Below are 20,054 nucleotides of genomic sequence, written 5' to 3' on the forward strand. Positions count from 1 at the left end.
TTGTTATCAGTTCATGCCGTATTTTTTCAATTTCTTACGCAGTGTACCGCGGTTGATCCCCATCATCAGGGCAGCGCGGGTCTGGTTGCCACGGGTGTACTGCATCACCATGTCCAACAGTGGCTGTTCAACTTCAGCCAGTACCAGCTCATACAGATCGTTAACGTCTTGACCATTCAGTTGAGCAAAATAGTTCTTCAGTGCTTGCTTAACCGAGTCACGCAGAGGCTTTTGAGTCACTTGGTCCTGTGAGTTCACGGTTGAAACGGTCAGTACGTCAGAATTTACGCGTTGTTCGAACATAGTTCTGTCAGCTCTTTTTTTACGCTAAGATTTTCGAAATATGCCTCCAACGCCTCCAGCTGTTCGCTGGCATCCTCTATGGCGTTGAATGTGCGCCGAAACTGGTCATTAGGGGCATGCTCCTGTAAGTACCAAGAGACGTGCTTTCGAGCAATCCGGAATCCCTTGCCTTGGCCATAAAAGCCGTGCAATTCCCGAATATGCTCTATTAACAAGCGCTTCACTTCGCCAAGTGGCATCGGTGGCAGCAGCTCCCCAGTGTCCAGATAATGCTGGATTTCCCGGAAGATCCAGGGTCTCCCCTGAGCAGCACGGCCTATCATCAGGGCATCAGCCCCAGTGTAGTCGAGCACTGCTCTGGCTTTATGCGGGTCAGTAATGTCGCCATTCGCGATAATCGGAATGGAAACATTCTGCTTAACTGCCCGAATGCTGTCGTACTCCGCGTTGCCGTTGAACAGGCAGGCACGGGTTCGGCCATGAATCGTCAGGGCCTGTATACCACAATCTTCGGCCAGTTGGGCAATTTCTACACAGTTACGGTTCTCTGGATCCCAGCCGGTGCGGATCTTAAGTGTTACCGGCACATCCACCGCGTTAACTACCGCGAGGAGGATCTGCTTAACCAGATCCGGGTACTGCAGTAACGCAGACCCTGCAAGCTTCCGGTTCACTTTTTTGGCTGGGCACCCCATATTGATGTCGATGATCTGTGCACCGCTGGCCACATTAATGCGCGCCGCGGCAGCCATATCATCAGGATCACATCCGGCAATCTGCACGGAACGGATCCCGGGTTCATCACTATGTACCATACGCAGACGTGACTTATCCGTGCGCCACACCTCCGGATTGGAGGAGAGCATTTCGGATACAGCCATCCCAGCACCCATTGCATGACATAAGGTTCTGAATGGGCGATCTGTGATGCCGGCCATCGGGGCCGCAATCAGGCAATTTGTTAACTGGTGATGTCCAATGCGCATAGACAAAGACTGACCATACTGTGTCCGCAAGGGCGCGTATATTACGCATTTTTTCATTCAGATGAAAGGCCAAACTTTGACCAATTGATGATTATTGAGTAATAAAAGTCCGGTTCATTATGCAGCGTGAAAATATAATGGTTATTTAACAATGTGTTGGGTGGATATGCTTGATTTTAGTGCGCTAAAATATTCCACAATTGGCAGGATTTTATCTTTACGCCTTGGCAATAACAGATCGTAACATCAGGTAAATTGTAACATTGTCAGGTTAATACTTTGACAAATCGGCAAGAAGGGTGTTGGGAGTTACCGCACCCCTCTTGTGGTCACTGCGCAATTAATCGACGATGACGCGGCCGTTCAGCGGCTGTACCGGACGATTGTTGGCATGGTGGACTACCGAGTGGAATTGGCTGATTTGCTCGGCAGAAGCGCTTACAGGCTTATCCAGCACCAACCAACTGACCCCTTCAGAGCAGGGTGGTGTGGTCAGCGAACCGCTGAAGCGGTAGAAGTTAAACTGTTTCGGCAGCAGCGCCTTGATATCTAGCGGTTGGTTCAGCGTCGCGGTTTGATCAACCGCTGCGGGCATTTGCTGCCAGGCCTGTGCCAGTTGCGGATTGGCTTTACCTTCCTGGAACATCAGCGCCAGCACCGCCAGAGCCCCCTCTTTGTCCTTGTAGACAAAATGCGCCTCCAGTGGGAACTGCTTACCGTCGATCTCGTTTTCGCTTGGGGCGTGGAAGTGGAACTGCTGTAGCGTGAAGGTATCGTTATCCAACCGCAGGGTGTTGCCTTCGCTGACGTTAACCTGGATGGTGTGGCCGTTATTGACGATTTGCTGTTTGCCCGGCTTGAAAGCCAGTTCAAGCTTGCCGTGCTGAGTTTTCAGCGCGCCCTGGATATTCACCGGGGATTGGTTTTTACCGGTTTCACACAGCGAAAAATCGGGCGATAGCTTGCCCCAATGCGCCGGATCTTCCTGGCCTTCATAACCCCAATGAGCATGTTCTGCGGCACTGATTGAGAAGCTGGCGGCCAGCAGGGCAGCAAGCAACATTTTTCCTTTCATTTCCTGATCCTTGTCCAAAGAAAAACCCATTATCCTGAGTGGGCGGCTCATGTGTTGCGGGCCACCGTCACTGCGCGCAGGAGAATACGCCCGGCTGGCGTGGGGATAAATGGGGATATTCCTAGGAAAACAAAAAAACCACCGAAAACATTTGAATTTTCGATGGTTTTTTTGATGGTGGGAAATGTAACTAGTTGCGTTGACCGGTGATGCGGCACCACTCTTCGCGCTCGGCAACTGGGTCAAGCGTGAACTTGTCCTGATAAGCTTCGGCAACGCTGGAGGCCTGGGTTGCCAATACGCCCGAGAGGCCCAGATAGCCGCCGGGCTTCGGCAGGTCGCTGATCAACGGAGCCAGTTCACGCAGTGGGCCAGCGAGAATGTTCGCCACCACCACGTCGGCCAGCAGGTCAGCAGGCTGGTCTTTTGGCAGATACAGCTCCAGACGCTCTGAAACGCCGTTACGCTGCGCGTTATCACGGCTGGCCTGAATGGCCTGGGGATCGATGTCGATGCCAATGGCGCGGGCTGCACCGAGCTTTAATGCGGCGATCGCCAGGATGCCGGAGCCACAACCGAAGTCGATAATGGTTTTACCGGCCAGATCCAGACCATCCAGCCATTGCAGGCACAGCGCGGTCGTTGGGTGGGTACCGGTGCCAAACGCCAGACCTGGGTCGAGCATGACATTCACCGCATCTGGATCCGGCACGTCGCGCCAGCTTGGGCAAATCCACAGGCGCTCACCGAAACGCATCGGGTGGAAGTTATCCATCCACTCGCGCTCCCAGTCCTTATCTTCCAACTGCTCGATTTTATGGCGGAAACCGGCACCCAGCAGCGGATGTTGCTCCAGTATGGCGACCACCTCGGCCATATCGGTTTCAGCATCATACAGGCCGATCACATCGGTATCGCCCCACAGCAGGGTTTCGCCCGGCAGCGGTTCAAATACCGGGTTGTCGTGGGTGTCCTGAAAGGTGACCGACACCGCGCCGCTTTCAACCAGCGCGTCGCTCAGGTCTTCTGCCTGGCTGCCGGTGGTGTTCAGTTTTAGTTGGATCCAAGGCATAACAATTCTCTCAAGAAGGTAAGGACGACGCCAACTGGCGCTTTTCGCCGTAGACGTTACCGAAATAAAACGCCAACAGGCTGATTAACAGCGAGGGCACAATAGGGTGCAACCCGGCCAGATGCAGGTCGAAGCTGGCTAATAGCGTATAGCATACCGCACCGGTGACCATTGAGCTAAGGGCACCCTGCGCGTTGGCGCGTTCCCAGTACAAGCCCAGCACCAGCGGCCATAGGAATACCGCTTCCAGCCCGCCGAACGCCAGCAGGTTCAGCCAGATGATCATTTCCGGTGGACGCCAGGCGGCCAGCAGCACCAGCAACCCGAGGATCAGCGTGGTCAGGCTGGAGAAGCGTTTGATCATCTTCTCATTGTTCATCTGCTGCGGGCGTACGCCCAGATACAGGTCTTTGATGATGGTGGCGGAAGATTGCAATAGCTGCGCGTTGATGGTCGACATGATCGCCGCCATCGGCGCGGCCAGGAAGATCCCGGCGGCGAACGGCGGCAGCACGGTGATCATCAGCGTTGGGATCACCTGATCGGGGATCTTCAGATCTGGCAGCACCGCACGGCCCAGAGCACCAGCCAGATGCATACCAAACATCAGAATCGCCACCACGATGGTGCCGAGGATAATGCCACGGTGCACGGCCTTGCTGTCTTTATACGAGATACAGCGCACGGCAGTATGCGGCAGGCCAATCACGCCAAAGCACACCAGGATCCAGAACGAAGCCATAAACGGCAGGCTGAGGATCTGATCGCCGCCCTGCGGTGAAACCAATGCTGGATCAATCTGTTGCAGCTTATCTACCGCGCTGTGCAAGCCACCCGCCGCGTGGACTACCGCCACCAGCAGCAATATCGTGCCGATCAGCATCACCAGCCCTTGCATGGCATCGTTCAGCACGCTGGCACGGAAGCCGCCAAACGCGGTGTACAGCGCAATACTGATACCAAATATCAGCAGGCCGGTGTCGTAAGGGATCCCCGCCGCGGTCTCCAGCAGGCGGGCACCGCCGATAAACTGTACCGTCATCGCCCCAAGGAAGGCCACCAACAGGCTCAGGCTGGCCAGCCAGACCAGCAAGCGGCTCTGATAGCGGGCGAACAGCATGTCATTAAGCGTAATGGCGTTGTAGCGCCGCGCCAGAATGGCAAACTTTTTCCCCAGCACACCGAGTGAAAGCCACACGGCGGGTAGCTGGATCATCGCCAGCAGCACCCAGCCCAGGCCGTACTTATAGGCGGCCCCCGGCCCGCCAATAAACGAACTGGCGCTGATATAGGTCGCGGTCAACGTCATGGCCAGCACAAAGCCGCCCATCGAACGATTGCCGAGGAAGTATTCACTCAGGAAGTTACCACTCTGGCGACGGGTATAGGCATAGACCGACAGGCCAAACACCAGCAGCAGATAGGCGATCAGCGGCAGAATGACCTCAGTTTGCATCGCTATCCTCCAGGGAGATATCGCGGAAGATGCCGCGCACCATCAGCCAGCACAGGCCGATAAACAGCAGTGGTACCAGCAGGCAGGCCATTTCGAACCAGTGTGGCAGGCCAGTAATACCGGCGGTGCTGTCTGGCAGGTAAGCTGCCAATGACCAGGCCAGCAGGTAAAGCAGCGTCAGGCCAAATGCCCAGCGTGCTTCGCGGTTAGCTTGAACAAAGCGTTGTTCCATCCGTGCCTCCAGGGGGTTTACGGTTATGGATTGGCAAAGGAGGGGATTTTACGACAAGGGACGGTTTTGCCAAGCCGTTATGTGAGCTACGGGGATAAAAAAACCGGCCATGGGTAAATGCTGGTCAGTTAGTAACGCAATACGCTGGCTAGCGTGCCGTGGCCCCCTCACCCTAATCCTCTCCTACAGGGAGAGGGGATCGAATGTGCCACAGATTATCTCCTTTACCTGACTGCGGCTCCGAGTTAGCCCCCTCCCTCATGCAAGTGTTCATGACGCTCTCAGCCGGTACCCTGGGAGAGGGCTGGGGTGAGGGGAAACCGCTAATCTTAGCTGACCAGCATTAGACCAAGGGCTGGCCGGTTGATGAGGATTATGCCTGTTGCTCGATAAAATGCTCGATCTGCGCCAGGCTGGATAAGCCTTCCATCGGCCCCTTATGGGAAACCGCCAGTGCGCCGCTGGCATTGGCATACTGCAACGCCTTTTCTGCGCTGAAGCCGGACAGGAACAGGCTGACAAACGTAGCGCCAAAGCAGTCGCCTGCGCCGGTCGGATCGACCATTTTGCTGGTGTAGCCTGGGGTGTGTCGCTCCTGGGTCTGACCGTTTTGCTGTTGATAATGGCTGGCCCCTTTCTGGCCACGCTTGATCACGATATGGCTTACGCCGCTGGCCAGCAGTTCCTGCACGATATCCGCTTCCTGCTGATTTTTGCTGCTGGCAAAGTGGTGTACCTCGCCCTCACTTGGCAGGAAAATATCGGTATATTCGAGGATGTAATCGAAAGCCTGGCTCATCTCGGGGATATTGAGCATCTCTTTGCGAATATTGGGATCGAACGACACCGTCCCTTTGTTGGCTTTGACGATCTGGATCGCCCGGCGCATGGCGTCGATGATGCGGAATGAAAACAGCGACGATCCCATGATGTGGAAATGCTGGCACTGGTTCAGCAACGCCAGATCGATATGGTCGGCGGTAAAGAAGCCACAGGCGCTGTTGGGGATGTTGAAGATAAAATCGCGCTCAACGGGATTGCGATAGCTGACAAATGCCGTGCCGGTTGGGGCTTTGTCGATCACGCTGATGCCGTCGGTGATCACGCCTTCCAGACGCAGGCGTTCGATATTCAGCCGGCCAAAATCATCGTTGCCCACGCAGCCAAACAGCGTAGAACCAAAGCCAAGTCGTGCCACCTGAGCGGCGTAGATAGCCGGTGCCCCGCTGGGGAACGGCCCTAGAAACTCGCCTGGTTGAGTGAATCCCTGATTATAATTTTTTGAAAGGAATTCAACCAGTAACTCACCCATCGTGCAGATGTTAACTGACATAAGTGCCCCTTTATTCCCCGATCGTTTCCCGGTTGGCCCAGGTAAAACATTCGTTATTGGTGTAGCGGATGCTGAAGTCGGATTCGAATAATTGCTGCTGATAATGTTCATTCACGCCACGGTTGGTCACCAGATTATCCACCTGGCTGAGATGGCCGATAGTGCCGATAGCGCTGGCCTGGAGCGGCAAATGGGTAATGATGGCGGTTTTATTCTGTGCCTTGTCCAGACAACGTTGGTAGTGGGACGCCAGCAGTGGTTGATCGATATTCAGGATACCCGAGCTGTCTGTAATGCTGGCCTCCAGAATACAGTGGTTGATGGTGAACTGTTGGAATACGGTATCCAGCGCTTTACCGCTCAGAACGGTGTGTGAGCGGATCAACTCCCCGCCCGCGACGATAATCTCCCCATCCAGAAACTGATCGGCCAGGATCGCATGCTGCAGGTCATTGACGATCAGCCGCAGCTTTTTCAGGCCGCTGAGGAAAGGAATGATCCGGCGGCAAATGTCGCCGTGGCCGAGAAACAGCGTATCGCGATCGGCAATCATCCTGGCGCAATGGCGGGCGATTTCCAACTGATTCGCCAGCGTGAGCGGCGGCAAGGCTAGCCCTGGCTCGATCGGTACCGCCAACGGCTGCGTTGGGGTTGCAATGGCACCGCCAAAGGATCGTTTGAGGTAGCCTTGCTGTTCCAGGTAGCTGAGATCGCCACGGATCGTCACGCCGGAAACTCCCAGTTGGGCAGAAAGATCTTCGACCTTGATCTCCCCTTGCTGGCCGACGATTTCGGCAATTTTCAATCTGCGTTTCAGCAGGTTAGATGACTTTCTGGGCACATTCGCCCCCATCGTTAAACGGTGATGAGGGCTACTATATCCTTCATACTTTCTAATTGAAAGTAATACCCACGCAGGCTTTCATTATTTTGAAAGTCAGGATGAGATCGCCAATTTTACTGATATTTTTATTATTATTCATGGTGTTATTGATTATTTTGACTGTCGTTATGCCAGTGCCATCGCCAGACAAAGCGGGTTGTTGTCACTATATTGGCTTATGTTTGGTAATCTCTGCATGGTTAGTTTACGTTTTGAAAGTTATTTAATGTTCTTAGATCCCTGTCACGCTTTTTTGCCCACTTTATCTCTATATTCGGTTTCACTTGGAAAGTTTGAGTCATCAAGTTTTCATTTTGTAATCATCAGGTGTGGGATCAAGGAGAATCGATGTACATCATTTCAAGCAAAAACATGCTGCAGAAAGCGCAGCAGCAAGGGTACGCGGTGCCGGCATTCAACATTCACAATCTGGAAACCTTGCAGGTGGTGGTTGAGACCGCTGCGCAGTATCGCTCGCCGGTTATTCTGGCGGGAACCACCGGTACTTACCGTTACGGCGGGCTGGAAAATATCATCATGATCGTTAAAGCGCTGGCCCACGAGTATCAGATCCCGCTGGCACTGCATTTGGATCATCACGAAGAACCCGCCGATATCTTTCATAAGATCAACGCAGGGATCCGTTCGGTGATGATCGACGGCTCTCATTTTCCTTTTGAAGAGAACGTGGCGCTGGTCAAACAAATCGTTGAATACAGCCATCGTTACGACGCCAGCGTCGAGGCCGAGCTAGGTCGCCTGGGAGGCCAGGAAGATGACCTGATCGTGGAAGGGAAAGACGCAATCTACACCTCCCCTGAAGCGGCGGTGGAATTTGTTGCCCGCACCGGGATCGATTCGCTGGCGGTGGCGATTGGTACCGCCCACGGCCTGTATCAGTCCGAACCCAAGCTGGATTTTGCCCGTCTGGAACAGATCCGCGATCGCGTAGCAGTGCCGCTGGTGTTGCACGGCGCTTCCGGCCTGAGCGACAGCGATATCCGCCGCTGTATCAGTTTAGGCATCTGCAAGGTCAACGTCGCCACCGAGTTGAAAATCGCCTTCTCGGATGCCCTGAAAGCGTATTTCCAGCAGCATCCCGATGCCAATGACCCGCGCCATTATATGCAGCCAGCGAAAAGCGCCATGCAGCGCGTGGTGGAAAAGGTGATTGGCGTGTGTGGCTGTGAAGGCCAGTTATAAACAGTAATACCCTACAAAGCAGCAAACCAAACAAGCAGAAATAATAAAAACTGAGGATAGAACATGCATAAATTAAAGGTATTAGGTTCGGTGCTGGCCATCGGACTGGCAATTTTCTCGCAGGCAACGTTGGCCAAAGAGTATAAAATTGGCGCATCGCTGCTAACGCAACAACACCCATTCTATATTGAACTGGCCGACGCCATGAAAACGGAAGCCAAGAAAGACGATGTGGTGTTGAATATTTCGATCGCCAATCAGGATCTGAATAAGCAGTTGTCCGATGTGGAAGACTTTATTACCAAGAAGGTCGACGCGATTATTATTTCCCCGGTGGATTCCAAAGGGGTGCAGGCGGCGATTATCAAAGCGGAAAAAGCGGGTATTCCGGTTATTACCGTCGACGTGGCCGCCGAGGGTGTGCCAGTGGTCACTCACGTGGCTACCGACAACTACGCCGGTGGGGTCGAAGCGGGCAAGCTGATGGGCAAACTGCTCAATGGTAAAGGCAAGGTGGCGATCATCGATTACCCGGCGCTGCAATCGGTAGTGGCCCGTGTGGAAGGCTTCAAGAAAGGGCTGGCCGATACGCCAGACGTGAAGGTTGTGGCGATCCAAACCGGCATTACCCGGGCGGAAGCGTTGACCGTCGCTCAAAATATGATGCAGGCGCATCCGGATCTGAACGGCCTGTTTGGTTTTGGTGATGATGCCGCGCTGGCTGCGGTGATCGCCGCCAAATCGGCACGCAACGACAATATCAAAATCATTGGTTTCGACGGTATGAAAGAAGCTCGTGACGCCGTCGACAGCGGTAAAACCTTCGTGGCCGTTATCCGCCAATACCCTGATCAGATGGGAGCCAAGGCCATTGATGCTGCCGTTGACCATCTGAATGGTAAACCGGTGGCGAAAACCATCCCGGTCGCACCTGGCGTTTATACCGGCAAATAAGTCCCTCACCCCAACCCTCTCCCACAGGGAGAGGGCGCTGTCCGGAGTGCGCAGTTAGCCCGTGTAACTTCGGAAAGCGGGAGTCAGAGAGGCAGGGTATTACCCAGAGAAACCAACGAACTCGATCGGTCCCCGCCCTGTGGGAGAGTGTTAGAGTGAGGGGTAACCGTGAGCGGAGGAAATAATGACGGATACGGTGCTGGCGGTAACGGAAATAGCCAAAAGTTTCGGCCACGTTAACGCGCTAAAGAATGTCAGCCTGAAAATACGCAAAGGTAAAGTCCATACGTTGTTGGGCGAAAATGGTGCCGGTAAATCCACGTTGATGAAAATTCTGGCCGGTATTTATCCGCCGAGCAAAGGGGAGATCGTCCTTAAAGGACAGCACATTACCATCAATAATCCACAGCATTCCAGAAGCCTGGGTATCGCCATTATTTTTCAGGAACTCAGCCTGAGCAATAATATGAGCGTAGCGGAAAATATTTACGCCAATAATGAACCTACCCGCTTTGGTTTTATTAACGATAGTCAGATGGTGAATGATTGCCAACGCTTGCTGGCAGATTTGGCCATTCCGCTCGATCCACAGCAGATTGTCGGCACTATGTCGATGGCGCAGCGCCAACTGGTGGAGATTGCCAAAGCGCTGAGCTACCCGGCGGACGTGGTGATCATGGACGAGCCAACGTCTTCACTGAGTGATAATGAAGCCGACATCCTGTTTGGCATTATCGACAAGCTGAAACAGCGCGGCTGCGCGGTGATTTATATCTCGCACCGGATGGACGAAATCATGCGGGTATCTGACGATATCTCGGTGCTGCGCGACGGCGAGTTCATCGCTACCCATGACAAACACCAAACCGATATTCACCGGCTGATTGCCCAGATGGTTGGCCGTGAAATGACCAATATCTACCCACCACGCATCGGTGAACCTCCGTCGGCAGATCAGGTGCCGGTGTTGGAAGTCCGGCAATTGTCGCAGGACAAACTATTTCACGATATCCACTTCTCGCTGCGTGCTGGCGAAGTGTTGGGCTTTTTTGGGCTGGTGGGGTCGGGGCGTTCAGACGTGATGAAGGCCATTTTTGGCCTGACCGGCTATCAGGGGGAAGTCCGCATCGACGAGGCAGTCGTCACCATTCGCAACCCAAAACAGGCGATCGAGCATGGCATTGCCTTCGTGACGGAAAACCGCAAGGAAGAGGGATTGGTGCTGATGCATGACGTGAGCATGAACACCCATCACGTGGCCTTTCAGTATGCGGGTTCCAGCCTGATCAACCATAAGCAGGAAGAGGCGAAAACCCAGCAGGCGATCCGGCGGATGAACATCAAGGTCAGCTCGCCACATCAGCTGGTCAGCACCTTGAGCGGGGGCAATCAGCAAAAGATCGTGCTGTCGAAATGGTTGGAAAAGGTGCCGCGCATCTTAATCCTCGACGAGCCAACGCGCGGCGTGGATGTCGGTGCCAAGTTCGAGATCTACAACGTCATACGCCAACTGGCCGCCCAGGGAACCGCCATCATCCTGATTTCTTCCGAACTGCCGGAAGTGATGGCGCTCAGCGATCGGCTGGTGGTGATGCGCGCCAAGCAGATTGCCGAAATCTTTGCCACCGATGGACTTACGCAAACCCAGGTTATGACCGCAGCAACAGGAGTTAACTAATGAGCGACAAAGTGCTGGCCGCCGAGAATCATTCGGCGTTCAACGGGCCAGGGAAACTGGCAAAGGCCGCCAAGCAGTACGGCGGCATACTGGCGGGCCTGGTGGCCTTGGTGATCCTGTTCAGCGTGATCAACGACAGCTTCCTGAGCGTGAATAATATTACCAATATTATTTTGCAGGTCTCGATCATTGCCATTACCGCCTATGGCATGACCTATGTGCTGCTGCTGGGGGATATCGATCTTTCGGTGGGCTCCACCATTGCCTTGGTGGGAACCTTTGCGGCGCTCGGCCTGTCGTTTGGTATCCCATTTATTCTGGTGGTTCCGTTGTCGATTATGGCTGCGATGGTGCTGGGGTTGGTCAATGGTAGCCTGACCGCGCTGGCCGGTATTCCGTCGTTTATTGTTACCGTCGCGACGATGGGGATCTTCCGGGGTATTGCCTATATCGTCACCGACGGCACGCCGGTCATGATCCAAAGCGAGGCGTTTCTGGCGCTGGGCAACGGCGAGTTCCTCTATATCCCCATCCCAATCTGGATCCTGTTGGTATTGCTGATCGTCAACCACTTCATCCTGTCGAAAACTACCTTTGGCCGCAAAATTTATATCACCGGCGGCAACAAAGAAGCGGCTGTTTATTCAGGCATCAACGTTTCCGCATTGAAAATAAAGGTCTTTATGATCACCGCCGTGATGGCGGGCATCAGCGGCATGATCCTGGCCTCACGCCTGTATTCCGGCCAGCCTAACGCGGCGCTGAGCTATGAGCTGGATGCGATTGCCGCCGCGGTGCTGGGGGGCACCAGCCTCAATGGCGGCTATGGCACGGTGATTGGCACTATGATTGGTGCGCTGACCATCGGGGTAATCAATAACGGTATGAACTTAATGAACGTGCCTTACTTCTATCAGATGGTGGTAAAGGGATTGGTGATCCTGATCGCGGTGTATGTCGACGTCAGAAACAAGAAGAAACGTGGCTAACGATCACAAAAGGAACAAGATGATGAGAAAAATTTATACCATCGGCGAGATCCTGGTTGAGATCATGGCCGATCAGGTTGGCCAATCCTTTACCCATCCGGGCTTATGGAATGGTCCTTTCCCCAGCGGTGCTCCGGCGATCTTCATTGACCAGGTGACCAAACTGGGCGGGCAGTGCGGCATTATCAGCTGCGTGGGTAATGACGGTTTTGGGATGTTGAATATTGAGCGCTTAAAGGCCGATGGGGTGGATACGCGTGGTATTCGCGTACTGCCGCATGAGACGACCGGCAGTGCCTTTGTCACGTACCACTCTAACGGCGAACGTGATTTTATCTTCAATATCAAGAACGCGGCCTGCGGAAAATTATCGGCGGAGCATGTAAACGCCGAGCTGCTACAGGACTGCCAGCATTTCCACATTATGGGTTCGTCGCTGTTTTCCTTCCATATGGTGGATGCGGTGAAGAAGGCGGCGGGCATTGTCAAAGCCAACGGCGGCACCTTGTCTTTCGACCCGAATATCCGCAAGGAAATGCTCAATATCCCCGAGATGCGCGATGCGCTGCACTATGTGCTGGAACTGACCGATATCTTTATGCCGAGCGAAGGCGAAGTGATGCTGCTGTCTTCACAAACCACGTTGGATGAGGCGATTGCCCGTTACCTGAAAGACGGTATTAAAGAAGTGGTGGTGAAACGCGGCAGCCAAGGGGCGAGCTATTACTCGGCGGATGAAACCCTGCATATCGACAGCTATGCCGTAGACGAGGTCGATCCTACCGGTGCGGGCGACTGCTTTGGTGGTGCTTACATTGCCTGCCGGTTGCAGGGGCACAGCGTTGCCCAGGCGCTGCGCTATGCCAATGCCTGCGGCGCGCTGGCGGTGACCCGGCGTGGGCCGATGGAAGGCACCTCCACCTTTGCCGAGATCGACGCATTCTTGCAGCAACAAGCCACTTTGGTCAGTGCGCTGTAAATATCATTTTCGCCGTCTTGAGAGGCTATTTGCATGAAATCTATTATTAAGCAGCATAAAAGCGGCAAGCCTATTGGCATCTGTTCAGTTTGCTCGGCACATCCATTAGTGATCGAGGCCACGCTGCGTTTTGACCTGGCTAGCCAGCGTAAGGTATTGATTGAGGCCACCTCCAATCAGGTGAACCAGTTTGGCGGCTACACCGGGATGAAACCGGCAGATTTCCGCGAGTTTGTGTATGCCATTGCCGCCAAGGTTGGCTTCCCACAGTCACGGCTGATATTAGGGGGCGACCACCTTGGACCGAACTGCTGGCAGAATGAACCCGCAGAGCAGGCAATGGAGAAAGCTGAACGCCTGATTGCCGACTACGTTCAGGCCGGGTTCAGTAAAATTCATCTGGATGCGTCCATGTCCTGTGCAGATGATCCGGTTCCTTTGCCGCCAACGGTCGTGGCCGAGCGTGCGGCGCGGCTGTGTGCTGTGGCAGAGGCAGCAGCCACCCCAGAGCAACGGCAGGCATTGAGCTATGTGATAGGGACCGAGGTGCCTGTACCAGGCGGGGAAAGCCACGCTATCGCTCAGGTACACGTCACGCGGCCACAGGACGCTGCAGAAACTATCGAGACCCATCGGCAGGCATTTGCCCGGCTTGGCCTGGAACAGGCGATGGAGCGGGTGGTTGGGCTGGTGGTACAGCCGGGGGTAGAATTCGACCATTCTACGGTGTTCCATTATCAGCCGGAGCAGGCGCGCGAGCTTTCCAGCATGATTGAGTCGACGCCGTTGGTGTTTGAGGCTCATTCGACGGATTATCAAACCCCGAAAGCGTTCCGCCAACTGGTGCGCGATCACTTTGCGATCCTGAAAGTCGGGCCTGCACTGACCTTCGCCCTGCGTGAGGCGATCTTCAGCCTGGCGTTGATCGAGAAGGAACTGATCGCCGCAGAGCACCAGAGCCATGTACTGGCGGTGATCGACAGTGTGATGCAGGACGACCCCAAGTATTGGAAGAAGTATTACGATCCGCGTCATTCGAAGGCGATGATCGATCTGCACTACAGCCTGTCCGATCGGATCCGCTATTACTGGCCCGAACCACGTATCAGCGCGGCTATCGACAAACTGGTGGCAAACCTGGGCGGGGCCGTTATTCCCCTTGGTATGCTCAGCCAATATTTCCCACAGCAATTCCCACGCCTGATGGCTGGTGAATGTGGTGCCGATCCGCACAGCCTGATTATCGACAAGATCCAGGAAGTGCTACGGGCCTATGCCTATGGATGCGATACCCCTCACTCCAACTTAGGCACAAAAGTCACTACGTAGGGGCGCTGCATGCTGCGCCCGAGATGCAGAAGTCAGGTACGGAAATCAATCTGTAACAGGGTTTGATGTCGAGGTGGCATAGCGTAATTAAATGGTAGTACGGACGGTCCCCTCGCCCTTTGGGAGAGGGTTAGGGTGAGGGGAAACTTCCTCTCCAATACCCAAAAAAAACACCGCAGAAGCATTCATGCGGTGTTTTTTATTAACCCATCATCGTGAACCGATAATCAGGTTTCTTGCAGACCCAGCTTCTTCTCCAGATAGTGGATATTGGTGCCACCATGCTGGAAGTTTTCGTCGGTCATGATCTTCTGCTGCAGTTCAACGTTGGTTTTGATGCCATCGATGATCAGCTCAGCCAAGGCGTTCTTCATGCGTGCAATCGCCACGTCACGGTTTTCACCGTAGGTGATCAGTTTGCCGATCATGGAATCGTAGTACGGTGGCACGGTATAGCCAGCGTAGATATGCGATTCCCAACGCACGCCGAAACCACCAGGAGCGTGGAAGCGGGTGATCTTGCCTGGGCTTGGCAGGAAGGTGTTCGGGTCTTCGGCGTTGATACGGCATTCCACCGCATGGCCTTGTACCTTCACTTCGTCCTGTTTGATCGACAGTGGCTGACCGGCAGCGATACGCAGCTGCTCTTTGATCAGATCCACGCCGGTGATCATTTCGGTAACCGGGTGTTCTACCTGGATACGGGTGTTCATTTCAATGAAATAGAACTCGCCGTTCTCATACAGGAACTCAAAGGTACCCGCACCGCGGTAGCCGATTTCCACACAGGCTTTTGAACAGCGTTCGCCGATGTAGCGGCGCAGCTCAGGGGTGATCCCCGGTGCTGGTGCCTCTTCGACCACTTTCTGGTGGCGGCGCTGCATGGAGCAGTCACGTTCAGCCAGATAGATGGCGTTGCCCTGGCCGTCTGCCAACACCTGAATTTCGATGTGGCGTGGGTTTTCCAGGTACTTCTCCATGTAGACCATGTCGTTATTGAAAGCCGCTTTGGCTTCCGCTTTGGTCATGGAGATGGACTGTTCGAGATCTTTGTCGCCGCGCACAACGCGCATGCCGCGACCGCCGCCGCCGCCGGAGGCCTTGATGATCACCGGATAACCGATGCGCTTGGCGAAGGCACGGTTTTTGTCCATGTCATCGGTCAGCGGGCCGTCGGAGCCTGGTACGCAAGGTACGCCAGCTTTTTTCATCGCGCTGATGGCAGAAACCTTGTCGCCCATCAGGCGAATAGTTTCGGCACGTGGGCCGATGAAGATAAAGCCTGAACGCTCTACCTGCTCGGCGAAATCGGCGTTTTCTGACAGGAAGCCATAGCCCGGGTGGATCGCCACGGCGCCGGTAATTTCGGCGGCGGAGATAATCGCCGGGATGTTCAGATAGCTTTTAACCGAAGGTGCAGGACCGATACAAACGGTCTCGTCCGCCAGCAGAACGTGTTTCAGATCGCGGTCGGCGCTTGAGTGAACGGCAACGGTTTTGATGCCCAGTTCTTTACAAGCGCGCAGGATACGCAATGCGATCTCGCCACGGTTGGCGATAACAATTTTATCAAGCATGGTGCGCCTCGTTATTCGATGACGACCAATGGCTCGTCAAATTCAACCGGTTGGCCGTTTTCTACCAGGATTGCTTTAACCACACCGGATTTGTCCGCTTCGATCTGGTTCATCATTTTCATTGCTTCAACGATGCACAGAGTATCACCCGCGTTCACTTTCTGGCCCACTTCAACGAAGGATTTCGCGTCTGGGCTAGGCGTGCGGTAGAAGGTCCCTACCATTGGTGAACGAACGATATGGCCACTCATGGCCGCTGGTGCTGCTGGAGTTTCTGCGGCAGCAGGGGCAACGGCGGCGGCCAGAGCAGGCTGCTGCTGGGCTGGCATTGCGTACTGTTGCATCATTGGGTAAGCCTGCACCGGTGCGGCACGGCTGATGCGAACCGACTCTTCGCCTTCAGAGATTTCCAGTTCAGAAATGCCTGATTCTTCAACCAGTTCGATCAGTTTCTTGATTTTACGAATATCCATGAGTGTGATTCCGTACTCTTTTTGTGTAGCAATTAGTGGGTTTTTGACAAACGGCGAACCGCTGCCTGTAAAGCAAATGTGTAGCCATCCGCGCCGAGACCACAGATCACACCTACCGCGATATCAGCCAGGTAGGAGTGATGGCGGAAAGGCTCACGAGCATACACGTTGGACAGGTGGATCTCGATAAACGGGATCTGCACTGCCAACAGTGCATCGCGCAGCGCCACGCTGGTGTGCGTGAACGCGGCGGCGTTAATCAGGATAAAATCCGTCTTGCCGCGTGCCTGATGGATGCGATCGATTAGCGCATGCTCGGCGTTGGACTGCAGATGGCTCAGGGTGACATCTAGCGCGAGCGCCTGGTTTTCCAATCCGTTAACAATCTCTGCCAACGTGGCGCTGCCGTACTTTTCCGGCTCACGCGTCCCCAGCAGATTCAGATTGGGGCCGTTCAGAAGCAAAATGTGAAACTTATCCGCCATTGTGCTGGTATCTCCGGCAATAAAACCATCATCGTAGAAAATAACCCGATGTCACCGATTTGTCACCTGTTACGCGCAGATTTTGCCGCAGTGACAGGGACAAGGTCGGGCATTATAACGATATCGTGGCAATTCGCAGCTAAATACTGGTCTTATCAGCGAAGATATTCAACCCTAAATCAGCAAACACCAAGTGCCGCTATTGGATTATGAGGGGTAGAACACAGAAAAGTTCCGCGCCACCGTGGAGGTTTTTTACCGTCAATCATGCCGGTTTTAGCGCGGTTTACGCCACCACGAGCGGAATTTCTTGTAACGCAGTGCTAACAACAGCAACGCCAACGACGCGTAAATAAAAGGCTGTGGCGAATACGTTTTAACCGACCACAGATAGTGGATCGGTGCCAGGATCGCCACCAGATAGACGAAGTTATGCAACTTCTGCCAGTTGGCCCCCAATTTGCGCTGTGCCCACAGTGTTGAGGTAGCCGCCAAAGCCAGCAGGATCAGCCAACTGAGGATACCCAGGGTCAGATAAGGGCGGGTTATCAACTCACGCCCCAACAGGCCTATGTTGCTCAGCCCCAGTTCCAGCGTCGAGTAGCTTACCAGATGCAGGGTTCCCCAGGCAAAACACCACAAACCCAGCAGGCGACGGCAACGGATCAGTAACGGTTGGCGAGTGTAGCGGGCCAATGGCGTGACGAGCAGGGTGGCCAGCAGCAATTTTAGCGTCATCCTGCCGGTAAAATGCTGGATATCCTTGGCCGGATCGGCGCTGAACCAGCCTTGATCAACCGCCAGTACCAACCACAAAAAGGGCAGGAACGCCGCCAGGTAGATAGCTACTTTTAGCCAGGTGATCTGCTTGGGGGTTACGCGCACTCAGAAGTTCTCCCGCAAATCGAGGCCGTGATACAGCGAGGCCACCTGCTCGGCATAACCGTTGAACAATAGCGTCGGCTGGCGCTTCACATCCAGAATGCCGCCGGAACCGATAAAGCGTTCGCTCGCCTGCGACCAGCGCGGATGATCGACATGAGGATTCACGTTGGCATAAAAACCGTATTCGTTGGGAGCGGACAGGTTCCAGGTGGTGGGGGGCTGTTCACGGGTCAGGGTGATTTGCACGATGGACTTGATGCCCTTGAAACCGTACTTCCACGGGGTGATCAGGCGGATCGGAGCACCGTTTTGCGCAGGCAGCATTTTGCCATATACCCCAACGGTCAACAGGGCCAACGGATGCATGGCCTCATCCAGGCGCAAACCTTCAACATAGGGATATTGCAGGCCACCGCCGATAAAGCGATCTTTCTGGCCGGGCATCTGTTCGGGATCGTACAGCGTTTTAAACGCCACATAACGCGCGTTGCTGTTGGGTTCGGCCAGTTTCAGCAGCTTGCCCAGTTCAAAGCCGATCCACGGCACCGCCATCGACCAGGCTTCAACGCAGCGCATGCGATATATGCGTTGCTCCAGCGGGAATCGTTTGAGCAAGTCGTCGATATCCAGCGTCATCGGTTTGCCGACTTCGCCGTCGATTTTCACCTGCCAACCTTCGGTCTTCAGATCGCCCGCGTTGGCCGCCGGATCGGCTTTATCCAGGCCAAATTCGTAGAAATTATTGTACCCCATGACTTTTTCTGCGGGGGTCAGCTCCAGCTTGGCTTGCCAGATTTCGGGCTTGCTGAAATCCAGCGGTTTGCCTGCGGGGGCAGGGGGCCGATCGTTACCTTTGAACCAGGACAGTAAATCGGCCTGTGCCTGGGTGGGCAAAGCCAGCGAGGCGGCGGTGATCCCTAGCGCCTGGAGCACCTTACGCCGCTGGTAGAACACGCTTTCCGGCGTGACATCGGCTTCGGTCAGTTTTCGCTGTTGTTTCATTTTTTGGTTCTCCGCAAGTCATGTTCTAAGCATGGCGTGAAAGCCAACTTTCTGCGAGAGGATGGATGTAAAGAGAGGTAAACAAGAGGGTATTTGCTGTGGGGCGCAGCCAGCGCCCCACAGCAAATGATTAACGGACTTTCACCAAGGTACGGCCCGTGATTTGATTGTTCATCAGCGCGGTGGCCGCAGCAGGGACGTCTTCCAGTGGAATTTCCCGTGTGGCTTGCTCGTAGAAGCTTTCAGGCAGTATACCCACCAGACGCTCCCAGGCGGTCTGGCGACGGTGCAGCGGTGTCAGCACCGAATCAACGCCTTGCAGACGCACGTTACGCAAAATAAACGGCATTACGGTCGTCGGTAACTGGTAGCCTCCCGCCAGGCCGCAGGCGGCAACGGTGCCGTTGTAATTCATCTGCGCCAGTACCCGAGCCAGCAGCTTGTCGCCGACGGTGTCGATGGCACCAGCCCACTGCTGCTTCTCCAGTGGACGTGGGGTTTCAATGTAATCACTACGAGGCAGGACGGTTTTGGCACCCAGGGATTTCAGATAGTCGGTATTGCTGTCGCGCCCGCTGATTGCGGTGACGCTATAGCCCAGCGCGGATAATAGGGCGACCGCCGTGCTGCCCACGCCACCGCTGGCTCCGGTGACCAGAACGTCGCCGTCTTCCGGTTTTACACCGCCTTCTTCCAGCGCCATCACGCAGAGCATGGCGGTAAAACCGGCGGTGCCGAGGATCATCGCTTTGCGTTCACACAGCCCTTTTGGCAACGGCACCAGCCATTCGCCGCTGACGCGAGCCTGTTCGCCCAATCCGCCCCAGTGATTTTCACCGACGCCCCAGCCGGTGAGCACCACGCTCTGGCCTGGTTTAAAACGCGGATCTTTGCTGCTGTGGACCTGGCCGGCAAAATCGATACCAGGCACCATCGGGAAATGACGGATGATTTTCCCCGTGCCGGTGATCGCCAGGGCATCCTTATAGTTAAGGCTGGACCAGTTGACGTCGACCGTCACATCCCCTTCTGGCAGCTGGTCGCTATCAATATCCTTGACTTGTGCCAGGGTTTGATCGCCAACTTGTTCCAACAATAATACACGCATGTCATTGCTCCCCTGTTTTTCATATATTATATGAATGTATGGTTCGGTATTG

At 54.5% G+C, this 20,054-nt stretch carries 20 protein-coding genes; 6 read left to right on the forward strand and 14 right to left on the reverse strand.

Translation table 11 applies throughout. The features are described 5' to 3' along the window. Nucleotides 1-6 precede the first annotated feature (6 nt). The 8 genes from fis to ACRDCA_RS02805 all read right to left on the reverse strand — a co-directional run bounded on the left by fis (nt 7) and on the right by ACRDCA_RS02805 (nt 7,298). A complete protein-coding gene (gene fis / locus ACRDCA_RS02770; protein WP_000462905.1) occupies nt 7-303 on the reverse strand; it encodes a DNA-binding transcriptional regulator Fis in 297 nt (98 codons plus the stop codon). Next, on the reverse strand, nt 285-1,289 hold the full coding sequence (gene dusB / locus ACRDCA_RS02775) for a tRNA dihydrouridine synthase DusB (protein ID WP_438688297.1): 1,005 nt from the start codon (nt 1,287-1,289) through the stop codon (nt 285-287). The genes fis and dusB overlap by 19 nt, the downstream gene beginning before the upstream one ends. A 340-nt stretch (nt 1,290-1,629) precedes the next feature. Next, on the reverse strand, nt 1,630-2,364 hold the full coding sequence (locus ACRDCA_RS02780) for a carbonic anhydrase (RefSeq protein WP_438688211.1): 735 nt from the start codon (nt 2,362-2,364) through the stop codon (nt 1,630-1,632). Nucleotides 2,365-2,554: 190 nt separating this feature from the next. Continuing rightward, nucleotides 2,555-3,436, reverse strand: coding sequence for a 50S ribosomal protein L11 methyltransferase (gene prmA / locus ACRDCA_RS02785; RefSeq protein WP_438688212.1), 882 nt, complete (start codon nt 3,434-3,436; stop codon nt 2,555-2,557). Nucleotides 3,437-3,446: 10 nt separating this feature from the next. Then, nucleotides 3,447-4,892: a sodium/pantothenate symporter gene (gene panF / locus ACRDCA_RS02790; protein ID WP_438688213.1), complete on the reverse strand. Its 1,446-nt coding sequence runs from the start codon at nt 4,890-4,892 to the stop codon at nt 3,447-3,449. Continuing rightward, nucleotides 4,882-5,124 carry a YhdT family protein gene (locus tag ACRDCA_RS02795; RefSeq protein ID WP_025119626.1) on the reverse strand — a complete coding sequence of 81 codons (243 nt, stop codon included), beginning with the start codon at nt 5,122-5,124 and terminating at the stop codon, nt 4,882-4,884. Before ACRDCA_RS02795 ends, panF begins: the two co-directional genes overlap by 11 nt. Before the next feature lie 373 nt (nt 5,125-5,497). Further along, on the reverse strand, nt 5,498-6,457 hold the full coding sequence (locus ACRDCA_RS02800) for a sugar kinase (RefSeq protein WP_438688214.1): 960 nt from the start codon (nt 6,455-6,457) through the stop codon (nt 5,498-5,500). Between the two features lie 10 nt (nt 6,458-6,467). Then, entirely contained in the window at nt 6,468-7,298 is an 831-nt protein-coding gene (locus ACRDCA_RS02805; RefSeq protein WP_438688215.1) for a DeoR/GlpR family DNA-binding transcription regulator, read from the reverse strand. 390 nt (nt 7,299-7,688) lie between these two features. Between ACRDCA_RS02805 and ACRDCA_RS02810 the strand changes: the two genes are divergently transcribed. From ACRDCA_RS02810 to gatZ, 6 genes are all read left to right on the forward strand, one after another. Further along, entirely contained in the window at nt 7,689-8,543 is an 855-nt protein-coding gene (locus ACRDCA_RS02810; RefSeq protein WP_438688216.1) for a tagatose bisphosphate family class II aldolase, read from the forward strand. A 63-nt stretch (nt 8,544-8,606) separates the two neighbouring features. Next, nucleotides 8,607-9,497 (forward strand): substrate-binding domain-containing protein, encoded by an 891-nt coding sequence (locus ACRDCA_RS02815; protein WP_438688217.1) that lies wholly within the window; start codon nt 8,607-8,609, stop codon nt 9,495-9,497. Between the two features lie 184 nt (nt 9,498-9,681). Further along, complete coding sequence (locus ACRDCA_RS02820) at nt 9,682-11,175, forward strand: sugar ABC transporter ATP-binding protein (protein ID WP_438688218.1); 1,494 nt, start codon at nt 9,682-9,684, stop codon at nt 11,173-11,175. Next, complete coding sequence (locus tag ACRDCA_RS02825) at nt 11,175-12,164, forward strand: ABC transporter permease (protein WP_438688219.1); 990 nt, start codon at nt 11,175-11,177, stop codon at nt 12,162-12,164. Before ACRDCA_RS02820 ends, ACRDCA_RS02825 begins: the two co-directional genes overlap by 1 nt. Before the next feature lie 22 nt (nt 12,165-12,186). Further along, complete coding sequence (locus ACRDCA_RS02830) at nt 12,187-13,143, forward strand: tagatose kinase (RefSeq protein WP_438688298.1); 957 nt, start codon at nt 12,187-12,189, stop codon at nt 13,141-13,143. 33 nt (nt 13,144-13,176) lie between these two features. After that, nucleotides 13,177-14,472: a tagatose-bisphosphate aldolase subunit GatZ gene (gatZ, locus tag ACRDCA_RS02835; protein ID WP_438688220.1), complete on the forward strand. Its 1,296-nt coding sequence runs from the start codon at nt 13,177-13,179 to the stop codon at nt 14,470-14,472. 227 nt (nt 14,473-14,699) lie between these two features. Here the strand turns inward: gatZ and accC are convergent, their stop codons facing one another. The 6 genes from accC to acuI all read right to left on the reverse strand — a co-directional run bounded on the left by accC (nt 14,700) and on the right by acuI (nt 20,002). Continuing rightward, complete coding sequence (gene accC, locus ACRDCA_RS02840) at nt 14,700-16,049, reverse strand: acetyl-CoA carboxylase biotin carboxylase subunit (protein ID WP_021180772.1); 1,350 nt, start codon at nt 16,047-16,049, stop codon at nt 14,700-14,702. 11 nt (nt 16,050-16,060) lie between these two features. Then, nucleotides 16,061-16,522 (reverse strand): acetyl-CoA carboxylase biotin carboxyl carrier protein, encoded by a 462-nt coding sequence (accB, locus tag ACRDCA_RS02845; protein ID WP_025122733.1) that lies wholly within the window; start codon nt 16,520-16,522, stop codon nt 16,061-16,063. Nucleotides 16,523-16,554: 32 nt separating this feature from the next. Further along, nucleotides 16,555-17,007, reverse strand: coding sequence for a type II 3-dehydroquinate dehydratase (aroQ, locus tag ACRDCA_RS02850; RefSeq protein WP_438688221.1), 453 nt, complete (start codon nt 17,005-17,007; stop codon nt 16,555-16,557). Between the two features lie 276 nt (nt 17,008-17,283). Then, a complete protein-coding gene (gene msrQ, locus ACRDCA_RS02855) occupies nt 17,284-17,892 on the reverse strand; it encodes a protein-methionine-sulfoxide reductase heme-binding subunit MsrQ (protein WP_438688222.1) in 609 nt (202 codons plus the stop codon). Then, entirely contained in the window at nt 17,893-18,894 is a 1,002-nt protein-coding gene (gene msrP / locus ACRDCA_RS02860; protein ID WP_438688223.1) for a protein-methionine-sulfoxide reductase catalytic subunit MsrP, read from the reverse strand. It lies immediately after the preceding gene. A 130-nt stretch (nt 18,895-19,024) separates the two neighbouring features. Next, complete coding sequence (gene acuI / locus ACRDCA_RS02865) at nt 19,025-20,002, reverse strand: acrylyl-CoA reductase (NADPH) (RefSeq protein WP_438688224.1); 978 nt, start codon at nt 20,000-20,002, stop codon at nt 19,025-19,027. Nucleotides 20,003-20,054: the final 52 nt, after the last annotated feature.

This window comes from Serratia sp. (in: enterobacteria) (assembly GCF_051654945.1).
Classification (GTDB): Bacteria; Pseudomonadota; Gammaproteobacteria; order Enterobacterales; family Enterobacteriaceae; genus Chania.

Coding starts and splice junctions, on each gene's coding strand:
- fis (WP_000462905.1), bottom strand. CDS start 303: ATGTTCGAACAACGCGTAAATTCTGACGTACTGACCGTTTCAACCGTG.
- dusB (WP_438688297.1), bottom strand. CDS start 1,289: ATGCGCATTGGACATCACCAGTTAACAAATTGCCTGATTGCGGCCCCG.
- ACRDCA_RS02780 (WP_438688211.1), bottom strand. CDS start 2,364: ATGAAAGGAAAAATGTTGCTTGCTGCCCTGCTGGCCGCCAGCTTCTCA.
- prmA (WP_438688212.1), bottom strand. CDS start 3,436: ATGCCTTGGATCCAACTAAAACTGAACACCACCGGCAGCCAGGCAGAA.
- panF (WP_438688213.1), bottom strand. CDS start 4,892: ATGCAAACTGAGGTCATTCTGCCGCTGATCGCCTATCTGCTGCTGGTG.
- ACRDCA_RS02795 (WP_025119626.1), bottom strand. CDS start 5,124: ATGGAACAACGCTTTGTTCAAGCTAACCGCGAAGCACGCTGGGCATTT.
- ACRDCA_RS02800 (WP_438688214.1), bottom strand. CDS start 6,457: ATGTCAGTTAACATCTGCACGATGGGTGAGTTACTGGTTGAATTCCTT.
- ACRDCA_RS02810 (WP_438688216.1), top strand. CDS start 7,689: ATGTACATCATTTCAAGCAAAAACATGCTGCAGAAAGCGCAGCAGCAA.
- ACRDCA_RS02815 (WP_438688217.1), top strand. CDS start 8,607: ATGCATAAATTAAAGGTATTAGGTTCGGTGCTGGCCATCGGACTGGCA.
- ACRDCA_RS02820 (WP_438688218.1), top strand. CDS start 9,682: ATGACGGATACGGTGCTGGCGGTAACGGAAATAGCCAAAAGTTTCGGC.
- ACRDCA_RS02825 (WP_438688219.1), top strand. CDS start 11,175: ATGAGCGACAAAGTGCTGGCCGCCGAGAATCATTCGGCGTTCAACGGG.
- ACRDCA_RS02830 (WP_438688298.1), top strand. CDS start 12,187: ATGAGAAAAATTTATACCATCGGCGAGATCCTGGTTGAGATCATGGCC.
- gatZ (WP_438688220.1), top strand. CDS start 13,177: ATGAAATCTATTATTAAGCAGCATAAAAGCGGCAAGCCTATTGGCATC.
- accC (WP_021180772.1), bottom strand. CDS start 16,049: ATGCTTGATAAAATTGTTATCGCCAACCGTGGCGAGATCGCATTGCGT.
- accB (WP_025122733.1), bottom strand. CDS start 16,522: ATGGATATTCGTAAAATCAAGAAACTGATCGAACTGGTTGAAGAATCA.
- aroQ (WP_438688221.1), bottom strand. CDS start 17,007: ATGGCGGATAAGTTTCACATTTTGCTTCTGAACGGCCCCAATCTGAAT.
- msrP (WP_438688223.1), bottom strand. CDS start 18,894: ATGAAACAACAGCGAAAACTGACCGAAGCCGATGTCACGCCGGAAAGC.
- acuI (WP_438688224.1), bottom strand. CDS start 20,002: ATGCGTGTATTATTGTTGGAACAAGTTGGCGATCAAACCCTGGCACAA.